The sequence below is a fragment of the Methanospirillum sp. genome, from assembly GCF_028679455.1.
Classification (GTDB): domain Archaea; phylum Halobacteriota; class Methanomicrobia; order Methanomicrobiales; family Methanospirillaceae; genus Methanospirillum.
The window spans coordinates 1-10,233 of the sequence record NZ_JAJRBM010000248.1 but is presented as its reverse complement, the minus strand read 5'-3'; the positions used below and the strand labels follow the sequence as shown (position 1 = coordinate 10,233).

The 10,233-nt window shown below is 48.0% G+C and carries 9 protein-coding genes and 1 tRNA gene; 4 read left to right on the top strand and 6 right to left on the bottom strand.

Annotated elements, in window-relative coordinates:
• The coding region (locus tag LUQ50_RS08345; protein ID WP_300039041.1) for an NAD(P)-dependent oxidoreductase at positions 1 to 382 on the bottom strand (382 nt) is incomplete at its 3' end.
• A 221-nt stretch (positions 383 to 603) separates the two neighbouring features.
• On the opposite strand from LUQ50_RS08345, the gene LUQ50_RS08340 reads away from it, so the two are divergent.
• Both LUQ50_RS08340 and LUQ50_RS08335 read left to right on the top strand, forming a co-directional pair.
• Positions 604 to 675: transfer RNA gene (locus tag LUQ50_RS08340), tRNA-Gly, on the top strand.
• Positions 676 to 753: 78 nt separating this feature from the next.
• On the top strand, positions 754 to 1,263 hold the full coding sequence (locus tag LUQ50_RS08335; RefSeq protein ID WP_300039037.1) for a DUF308 domain-containing protein: 510 nt from the start codon (positions 754 to 756) through the stop codon (positions 1,261 to 1,263).
• Between the two features lie 21 nt (positions 1,264 to 1,284).
• On the opposite strand, the gene LUQ50_RS08330 is transcribed toward LUQ50_RS08335, so the two are convergent.
• From LUQ50_RS08330 to LUQ50_RS08320, 3 genes are read right to left on the bottom strand one after another with little or no spacing between them, the layout of a single operon-like run.
• Complete coding sequence (locus tag LUQ50_RS08330; RefSeq protein ID WP_300039034.1) at positions 1,285 to 4,851, bottom strand: hypothetical protein; 3,567 nt, start codon at positions 4,849 to 4,851, stop codon at positions 1,285 to 1,287.
• A gap of 3 nt (positions 4,852 to 4,854) precedes the next feature.
• Positions 4,855 to 5,715 carry a PP2C family serine/threonine-protein phosphatase gene (locus tag LUQ50_RS08325; RefSeq protein ID WP_300039031.1) on the bottom strand — a complete coding sequence of 287 codons (861 nt, stop codon included), beginning with the start codon at positions 5,713 to 5,715 and terminating at the stop codon, positions 4,855 to 4,857.
• Complete coding sequence (locus tag LUQ50_RS08320) at positions 5,669 to 6,370, bottom strand: VWA domain-containing protein (RefSeq protein ID WP_300039028.1); 702 nt, start codon at positions 6,368 to 6,370, stop codon at positions 5,669 to 5,671. Before LUQ50_RS08320 ends, LUQ50_RS08325 begins: the two co-directional genes overlap by 47 nt.
• 75 nt (positions 6,371 to 6,445) lie before the next feature.
• On the opposite strand from LUQ50_RS08320, the gene LUQ50_RS08315 reads away from it, so the two are divergent.
• Both LUQ50_RS08315 and LUQ50_RS08310 read left to right on the top strand, forming a co-directional pair.
• Positions 6,446 to 6,898: a hydrogenase maturation protease gene (locus LUQ50_RS08315; protein ID WP_300039025.1), complete on the top strand. Its 453-nt coding sequence runs from the start codon at positions 6,446 to 6,448 to the stop codon at positions 6,896 to 6,898.
• Between the two features lie 90 nt (positions 6,899 to 6,988).
• A complete protein-coding gene (locus LUQ50_RS08310; RefSeq protein WP_300039022.1) occupies positions 6,989 to 7,402 on the top strand; it encodes a hypothetical protein in 414 nt (137 codons plus the stop codon).
• Positions 7,403 to 7,447: 45 nt separating this feature from the next.
• Here LUQ50_RS08310 and LUQ50_RS08305 read toward each other — a convergent pair whose 3' ends face one another.
• Together LUQ50_RS08305 and LUQ50_RS08300 are read right to left on the bottom strand one after the other, a co-directional pair.
• Positions 7,448 to 9,700, bottom strand: coding sequence for a DEAD/DEAH box helicase (locus tag LUQ50_RS08305; protein WP_300039019.1), 2,253 nt, complete (start codon positions 9,698 to 9,700; stop codon positions 7,448 to 7,450).
• A partial coding sequence (locus LUQ50_RS08300) for a ribonuclease H-like domain-containing protein (RefSeq protein WP_300039016.1) occupies positions 9,687 to 10,233 on the bottom strand: 547 nt, incomplete at its 5' end. The genes LUQ50_RS08300 and LUQ50_RS08305, both read right to left, overlap by 14 nt.

Genomic DNA, 10,233 nt, shown 5'->3' with positions numbered 1-10,233 from the left:
CCGGGCTTCCTCCGTTGGTACTGATTGAAAGACTGAATGTATTGCCTTTATATTTTGCCGGAAGGGTGACATCAGCGGTTGGCTCTGTTGCGCTATTACAGAGAATCCGCTCTTCATTACATCTGGTGGCGATGAATCTGTTAAGATCAGGATCTGAAGTTGCCGCAATAACTAAAAACGCGCCCTGAATCAGATCCCGAATCTTCTGTTCGTCCTTTGGTATCGTGATACAGATTTTTTTTACGTTGATGGATTCAAATGCCGGTGAGAACGACCTGCTGTAAACCGTCACATCAGCCTCATCAGCAAAGTACCTCGCTTTGCGTGCACCAACTTCTCCCCCTCCGAAGATGGTCACTGACTTTTGTGAACAGTCAACCATGAGGGGTATCATCGTAAGAAATTTGGATGTGAAAAATATGAATCTGTCTAAAATTTCCCGCTAATCTTATGTGCAACCGTCGGGGTTTTGTTTTCTGGTTCATGTATCCTCAGATCCCGGGGGGAAGCGCGTATTATGTTCATGTAAGATTGTAATACTCACATGCGGAATAATTCGAAGAATTTATATCGTGATGGGTTCTACCTTATAGAGCACGTCACGCATCGATAGTGTAGTGGTCATCACTAGGCGTTGCCAACGCCTAAACCCGGGTTCGAGTCCCGGTCGATGCACTTCTTTTCCTCATATTTTTGTTTGATTCGCATCTTTTTCATCGACATTCTGAAATACCGTTACGGAGATATGAGTCCATGGAAATTGTCTGGATATCGAACCGACAAAATCAGCGTTCCTCAGGAATTATCGCACTTATTCTCGGTATTATCATTCTTCTCGCTGCACCATTTATCACCAGCCTTATCGGCGTAGTCCTCTCTGCCATCGTACTGATTATCTCAATAATAGTGCTGATAACCGGGGTGATGATGCGAGGTGTCGGAATACCACTGATCCTGCTTGGTATTCTTGGGTTGTGTCTGGGAACATTTGCGTTACTCTCTCCTGACCTTGCAGTATCAGTCCTCGGTATTTTTCTGGGAGTCTGGATGTTCTTTTTAGGTGCTGGTCAGTTGATGGTAGCATCGAAATTTTCATCAGATACTCTATATTATGTTCTGATTCTCCTTGGGGCAACTCTGACCGTGCTCGTTGGTCTGTTTTTACTCATATCGCCTGTTAAGGGGATGCAGATCATGGTGTTATTCTTTGGATGTTATCTGCTGATTTTTGGTCTTCTGAGCCTCATCAGACCCAGATATTAGAACATCCCATTTTCTGTATATCTATGGATCCTGGTCAGAATCTGAACCGATAAAGTCCATCAGAATTGTCTGGAGTTTCTTTCGGATTCCTCTTCTTTTTCTTGCCTTTTGAGAGGGTATCTCTGCGATTATAAGGTCCCGTCTTGATTGTTCATCAGGTATTTTTTCAGGTTCCGGGGTAGGGAGATAAAGGGGTAAAAGCATGATCTGGATCGGATTCCTGGTTCGAGTAGTCTGCCTGGTTCTGATATTCTTTGTTTTCTGTATCTTCCCGATGTTTTCTCCTCTGAGTCGGTCAAGGGCACTGACCCAGAGCATTTCATCCAGCAGGGTGATATCCTCCATACCGGTCCTCATTCCATGAATCTGATCCAGATCTTCTGTCTGAAGAAGAATCTGATTTTTAGTTCTGATATGGAGTCCGGGCAGAAACTCCGGTATCCGGATACCGGTGATCGGAAGGAATGGTACAACCTCCGGATGACATTGAAGAGAGATTTCTGAAGGAAGGAGTAGTACCTGCACAATTTTTGGAAGGAGTATCCTGGATACCCGTTCAGGTGGCAACGGTATCACTACCCATCCAGGCTGCCGGGTAGCATCCGGCTTTCTTGTACTCCTCCTTTTATTTCGTTCCAGTAACAATCCTGCTACCTTTGGCGCAGCAATGAGTAAGAGACTGTGTAGTGGGAAAACCTGCTGCTGTAATTCCCGGGGTATTACAGTTCGGTGTTCAACTTCCTGTGTACACCATGGGCATCCGTCATACCCGGGCAGATACCAGTGATCAGGATCCGAAGTGCATCCTATCAACTCCCTGAAGACCTGATCAAGCGTCTCAAACCAGGCTTCATATGGAATATTTCCGCGTGTATTGCCTTCGAAGTCGCTGAATTCTTCATCAAAAAGAACAGCAAGCGGACCGGGAAGGATACTGATTGATGGTGCTCCCGGAGGGGGGTCCAGATCAGGATCCTGTTCTCTCCAGGGGTAGAGCCCGGCAGCCATCCTTCGCTCATGTGATCCTGATCCTGCAGCCCGGCTTCCAATCGCATGAAACGGATGATACCCGTTCATCAGCATCCTGAAGATGAGAACAACAGGAGATTCTCCTTCGGTGCTGGTTTTTTGATTATTGTGTCTCATATCAGGGAGGCAGAGAATCCTTATCGATGCATCAGGACCAACAAAAACCGTTCGTTCTGATAGCACTACCTCTCCGATCCGGGATCGTTTTGCAGAGATCAGTGCAGCCATTAGGTTCCGGCAACTAGCGATGCGCTTGTTGAAAGAAAAATCGGTTCTGTTTGATCTGATCCTACTCTGTGGATCAGTGAGCATATGCCATGGGAGGAACCGATCAGGATCAATCCGTGGAATGATCCAGCCGGCAGGTATGTTTCCCTTCTGAAGGAAACCTGTTGGGAGAATGAGTGAAGGCGGAATTACTGATAAATGAGTACCGCTACCCATACTTCCTGTGGTCACAACTCCGGAGTTCAGAAGAAAAATCTGGTTGTTCTCGTCATATGCCCTGATGGTCCCGGTTCCGGTTCGGTAAAGGCATCGACCCGGAGATATTCGGTGTCCTGATCCATCAGAGAGCCAGCCCGTATGAGATGAACATGGTTCATGGTGACTGTTTTGCGCCTTCTCCGGCTCTGGTTCAGGCATCTTCCTCCTATCGTCATGAACGAGTGTAGAAAGGACCTTCTCCCACTGTGATGCATCAGGTCTGGCCCGGGGAGAGCGGTGACCTGAAACAAACACTTCTTTGAAGAGTGCCCGGATCCGGGAAGGAAGTGATGAATATGGGGGGGCGTAGTCTGGTGGAGAAATTCCGTTAATCCTGCTTTCAAATGCGAAATGTCCCAGCAGTATTTTATCGGTAGTTGCGGGGGCATTCCTTACCAGGGGACCTTTCGCCTGAAACGGATGTACCCCATCCATCAGAAATCTGAAGATGAGAACTGCAAGTGCGAAGTGATCCCCGTAACGCCGATCACATCCTGCTTCCGCAAAAGAACCATCCAGATGTTCAGGAGGAAGATATTCACCGGTTCCCATACGGCTCCAGTATATTTTTCTCCCCCCTGCCTCCCGAATCTGGAATGAGTCGGTGTCTATCAGGATGAGATCGCCTTGGTTATTGATCAGCAGATTGTTCTCACGAAGATCGCCGATTACATGTCCTGCCCGGTGTACTCCGGCAACCAGGTTTGCGAGTTTGCGGGCAGCAATGATCCGGGCCTGCAGATCCTTCTCTCCATCTGTGGGTGCCTGATCATACCAGAGATGAACGGATCTGAACTCCTCTTCTGGTATCCGTCTCATCAGATACCCTACTATTTTTCCTCCCCTGGGAAGATCGGTTACCGGCATAAGGGGCCAGGTCAGGGATTGCAGGAGTTCAGGATCAGGCGGAGCAGCAGTCATCGCATGTATCTTCTCTTCTATCTCCTGGGTCCGGCGATGGGGGTGGAATATCTTGGCACACCGCGTCTCATCTCCGGCAAGATAATATATCTCTCCTTCCCCTCCCGCTTTTCCGGTTGAGACCAGGGTACACATCCTGCCATCCGGTTCATATACAACCAGTCTGGTTCTTGTCTGGTGCCGTGCAGAACTGCGGGTTTTTCTGACCTGGGTAACCGGTTTTTTCCCGGGAATTACTTCAAGGGTAAGGGGATGGGTGCCCGTGTTGGTGATGATGGAGATCGGAATACTGATGGTCACGTCCGGCTTCAGCATCCGGGTGTCGATCCTGAATAAGATCCTGGAATTTTTTTCTGCTGAAAAAATGGAGGGCGTGATCTTCAGCCATGGCACCGGGGACGGTATTGTTCCTCTGAGAATTCCGGCTCCCTCGTTATGGGCGGTAAGGGTCTCCTCGATAATCCCACGCTTTTCCCATACGCACCTGATTCTTGAGGGAGAGAGTCTGAGTACAGGTCCTGCTTCACTTCTGAAATGTATTGAGACCGGCACCTCCAGAGTTCCTCCGGAACTCCGGATTCGGATTCTTCCGGTCGGGTGTCTGACTTTCGGAGCGATAGAGGTATGAATGATAACCGGTACTGCCTGGATGGTATGTGTCCAGATTGTCCGGTTTTTCACCTCAATCCAGTCAGATCCGGATTCAATAGTTCCACTTAATAATCCGCTTCCTGTGTTGCGAAGGATGAGATCGAAAGAAAAATCATCCCCTTTTTTCAGGTTACAAAACAGGTACTGCTGTTCGTCAAGGGTGAGCCCCGGTCTGGTAACAGGGTGGACAAAATACTCCACGAAAACCTTTGCTGTTCCACCGTTGGTAATGATTGTTACCGTTCCTTTCAGGGGGCTTCCTGCGGTAAAACGATCCGGCGTGATCTCAATTCTCAATGGGATAATGAACGGGGTCTCAATTCGTGGGTTTGGAATCCGAATCCAGTTGACATCAGCGATAGCTGATCCCTTGAGAACGCCTCCACCATCGTTGGTGATGGTCAGGATTTCGGTTTTCACCCGCTTTCCACTCTGAACAGGAATCTGATCCCGATCAACATGAAGCCGGGGGGGTCGGTTTCCTGTTAAGAGTGCTGCCATTATTCATCCTTCTGGGTGGTCAGGGTGATGTGGGTTCACTAATACCACCAGGGTTTTGTCGTCACCTGAAAATTCCTGCATGCGTTGAGAGGCAAGTAACCCGGCAATATCAGAATCCGGATTTCCGTGTTCACCGAGTTTCCTGGAAATGAATGATAGTAACGGGAGGATGAATGGTTCATAGGGTTGGAATTTCCCTCCTTTTCGTATTGCAAGTGCGCCCTGGCATCCATCGGTGGCGATGATACACTGGTCAATCTCAGTTGGCTGAATGATTCGAAGATTATCTTCCCAGTTATTCTCAACAAGGCATGCGGTTTCGTTGGCATACTCCCCCGTGTCAGGAGATGAGAGAATTTTCAGTTCTCCACTTTTCACTCCTACCACGATCCCATCCCCGATGTGCCCGATACAGATCTTTCCAGCCTTGAAATAACCTACAATCAGGGTTGAAGCTAGTTCAGAAGGGGAGACTCCCTTTGCTCTTGCTTCTGTAACTACTGCCTCCCGTGCCTGCAGAAATGCATATCTGATCAGATCTTCTCCCTGGGATTCGGTACAGTTCTGTTCCCTGGAAAGGAGGGACTGAACCGCCTTATTCACTGCAATAGAAGCACCGGTTTCGGCGTGAGTTGCACTTCCGACTCCGTCTGCGACAGCAACCCCCCATCTCTCTCCTTCCCCTGATATTGCAAACGCGTCCTGACAGGGCTGGCCTGATTGTTCGTGTCTGCGTCCTTTGACCGATGCACCGGTTATCCAAAGAAGCCGGTTATTTTTTTTGATGTCGCTCCCTTCCGGGATGGACATCAGGGTTTCAGAGCGGGACAACGCCCCATCCATCCGGCCCGGTTGGATTTTCAAGATTGATCTGTTCTCCAATCCGTGAGTCTGATATCTTTGCAAGACTTCGTGAGAGCCATAAAAACATCTCTGACCACTGTGCTTCTCTGAGCTGAAGAGGGGTACGATTCGGAGGGGACAATTCACGCAGGATGGACATATTTGCCTGATCTACTCCCAGAGCCCAGAAGAGGAATTTACGATCCGCTTCTCCGCTATGGATAACACCGGTAACCTCCTGCCATCTGGTATCTCCCCGTGACATATCGGTTGGCTGTCCGTCAGTGATAAGAAATATCCAGGGACGGTAATAATCAACTCCGGTCTCCCGGTACTCTGCCTTGCGTTTTTCGATAAGTGATGCCGCCTCTAAAATTGCAGCGCCCATCGGAGTATATCCGCCCGCTTCAAGTTCTGGTGGTTCAAACTGGATTATTCCGGTGAACGGCTGAATGACTTCAACTGATCTGCCAAAAGTGATGATTGCAAGATCAATTCGTTTTGCTGCCAGATCATCATGTACCAGTTCGTCTGCAAGAATTTTCAGCCCCTCATTTAGCTCTGCAATTTTAGATCCTTTCATCGAAGCTGAAGTATCAAGAACCAGAACAGTTGCACAATGAGGATGCTGTGGATACGGGATATCGACCAGCTGCTCAAGGGTATCAGAATCCATTAGTATTCTCGTCAGTAGAATTGATATATAAGTTTGTGGCAAACCAACGACGGTTTTATCATATCCTGATGAGATATGAACGGCATGCATCTTCTCATCGGGATTGGGAATGATCTCCTTGCCGATGACGGGATTGGCTGCTTTGTTGCTGCAGGTCTTTCGCATCCTGAATGGAAATCTTTCAACGCCGGTACAATTTCCGGGGATTTTATCAGAAAGATACGGGAGATCAAACCTGATCTTCTCGTTCTGGTTGATGCAGCAGATATGGGTCTTGCACCAGGTAGTATCAGGATTATTCCTCCTGAACGGATTTCTGATGTTGGCATGGGTACTCCCCGGTTCCCGCTCGATGCTATGTATGAGGTAATTTCCGTGTTATGCAGAGAGATACTCATTATCGGGATTCAGCCGGCAGTTGTTGATATTGGTGAAGATATGACTGATGTTGTCAAAGGTGCAGGAGTGAAACTGATCTCGATGTTCACCAGTTCTGCATATAAACAGATAGAGATCTATCATCCATAATGAAACCCTCTCTGAAGTCTGAAGGTTTAACAATCTTGATGTGTCCTGAATGCAAAATAGATATTACTTTTCGCCGGAGATGGTTCAACTGTGGGTTATGACTCAATAGACAGTGCAGATATGGCAGAGCAGGCACTCTCCCAGGCAGTTGACGAGCATATTGAAAACAGCAAGGAAGTGATCGACTATATTGGAAAACTCGAAGAAAAGATACGTTCCTGGAACATGGAAGATATCAAAGAGTTTAAGGGTATGATCACTGAAATGCGGGCTCTTCTCAAGAAGCACTTTCAGGTGCAGATTGAAAATTTCATGAACATGAACCGGATTCCTTCTGCGAAAGTGCCTGAAGTTCTTAGAAGAACATATCGGATAGTGAGTGTTGACAAACACGGCTATGCGCTATATGGGCCGGAAATGGATAAAATTTCACATATTAATAAAATTGCAGAACACTATAAACAGCGTGTTGCAGCCAGTCAGGCTCATCAGGAGAAGAAGTAACCTCCCAATCCTGCCTTGTATCTCTTTTCTTTATCCGGTATTCGTTTAGATGATCCCTGCCAGTTTTTTGAGTAATATGATCGTTCCTGACTTGTCTAGTGGCTGGTTATCGTTTCCGCATTTGGGTGAATGAATACATGCCGGACAGCCAGTAGTGCACCGGCATCCTTCAACAAGAGTTGCAGCCATTTTAGCAATATCACTAAACATGGCATATCCTCGCTCTGCGAGTCCTACGCCACCTTCGTACCCGTCATAGATATAGATCGTCGCAGATCCTGTCTGATTGTCTATCGCTGCTGAAAGACCTCCGAGATCCCATCGGTCACAGAGGACAAAAAATGGCGTCATTGCTATCAGTGCATGCTCTGCGCCATGGAGTGAGCCTGGAATATCAAAGGATCCTGCAGTAATTTGTGTGATAATCCCGGGATCAATAACCATCCAGAGCGCTGTGGTGGTGAATGATATCGGGGGAAGTGAGAGGGGCTCGGTTGCGATGGTTGTCTGTCTGATGATCTTGCGATATCCACTATATTGTTCAGATACCAGGACTTCTCCAAGATGGAGTGTTGCACCGGGGATATTTTTTGCCATGCTCTCCCCGGTGATGGTGATGGCGGTCTGCTGATTTGGCCGGGTATAATATTCAACATCAGATCTCTCTGCAAATATGCGATGATGATCCCTATCCCACCGGCTGACCAGGTATGTTTCCCCCTGGTGAATGATAACAGCCCCGGGATGCGCTTCCCTGCATGCCTGACCTTGGTCTACCGTCTCAAGCACCTGTCCCCGTACCTCAATTGTCCACGTTTCTCCGGTGCCTGATAGTGATACCAGTTCCACTGCCCGTTTTTGTCCTGAGTAGATATGTCCCCGGTTTGTCCTGGTTAATATGCCTGCGTTGCTGAAGGCATCAAGATGACTGTTCATCTCTTCCCCAAACCACTGCAGATCATCTGGCACCATTGGTAATTCAGCAGCAGCACAGAGAAGTTGTCCAGAGAGGATGTATGGATTTTTGGTCGTGATGATCGCATGTTCGTGCGATTTACCAAAAAATTCGTCAGGATGATCCATGAAGTATTGATCCAGGGGGTTTTGAAAACTGATCAGCACGGCAAGAGATGCACCTGTTCCTCTCCCCGCTCTTCCGGTCTGTTGCCAGGTTGACATCATGGTCCCCGGGTATCCGGTCATCACTACTGCATCGAGCGTTCCGATATCAATACCAAGTTCAAGGGCATTGGTTGATACAATTCCTTTTAATGTCCCGTTCTTCAGGCTCTGTTCGAGGTGCCTTCGCTCCTCAGGCAGATAACCTGCACGGTAAGCAGCAATACGTCCGGTATGATCTGCTCCACCTTCACTCAGCCGCTCCCGGGCCCACGTGGTTACTATCTCGGTCATTTTTCGCGATCCCGTAAAACAGAGTGTCTGCAGGTCGGTTTCCACCAGAGATGCAAGAAGCGTTGCACTCTCGGTATACACGGATCGCTCGGCAAATCCGCCCCGGTATGGATTATACAGGACAAAGTACCTCACTCCGGATGGAGCTCCAGACTCATTGATAACCTGAAATTCACGACCGGTTAGTTCTCTGGCAAAGTCCTGGGGATTTGCAAGAGTGGCAGAGGAGAGAAAAAAGGTGGGGTGAGTTCCGTAATGAGCACAGATTCTGAGCAATCTTCTGAGCAGGAGGGCCATATGACTGCCAAATACTCCACGATACTGGTGTGCCTCGTCAATTATGATATACCTGATTCGCGAAAAAAATGTTGACCACTGGTGATGCCAGGGCAGAATATGGTGTAGTTCATAGGGATTTGTCAGTACCAGTCCTGCGTTATTCCGAATTGCAGGCCGATCATGACGGGGGGTATCACCATCATAAATCGCCGGATCCAGGGGAATTCCGGTTTCATCGCTGATCATCCTGGCGTTAGCCAGTTGATCCCTGGTAAGTGCTTTTGCAGGATAGATTGCAAGTGCAGTAGCTGTTGGTTCTTCAACCCTCATCTGGCAGAAAGGGATAAGGAATGAGAGGGTCTTTCCTGATGCAGTGGGAGTACAGAGGATGACATCCTGACCGGATTGAATGGTATTAATTGCTGCAGCCTGGTGACTATACAGGTTAATGTGTGAACGGTTCAGGTATTCCTGAACAGACCTGGGAAGCGGGTTATCGGGTTCTGAGTAGATGGCTTTTTGTCCAGGAATAATTTTGATGTGTGAGATATACCGGGAAAACCTGGGATTTTCTGCAATAAGATCAAGAAAATCAGCAACAGTCACAAGCTTTACTCCTCAGCAGATCAAGCAGAAGGGGGAGACTGGCTACATCCTGTTCATTGTGTCTGATAATGGGGACCAGAGGTCCACAGTTACCGGTGCCACGATATTTCATATACCATTCAGGAACCAGCATACCGGGGATATCAATCTCACGTTCAACTCCAAGAAATCTCTGTTCGATTGTTGAGAGGCGACAGTCAGGAATTGTGTTTTTCCAGAATCTTCGTGAATAATGAAGCAGATCAATATGAGGAATTTCAGGCAGAGGATCAAACCCGTAATAGGCAAACCGTTCGTTCAGGTAGGGAAGATCAAAACTTCTCCCATTATAACTAACCAGGGCATCTGCCCCTTCCAGCAGGTTACGGACTGCAAAAAGTGCTGCCGGTTCTTCTGAAAGGTTCCTGAGTACAAACTGACGGGTAGTAAATCCGTTTGGGCCATGAGATCCGACTCCAAAAAGAATAACCGGTCTACCAAAGATTCCAAGCGTTTCAAGGTCGAGGTACCGGATTCGATCAGGAGAAAACCCT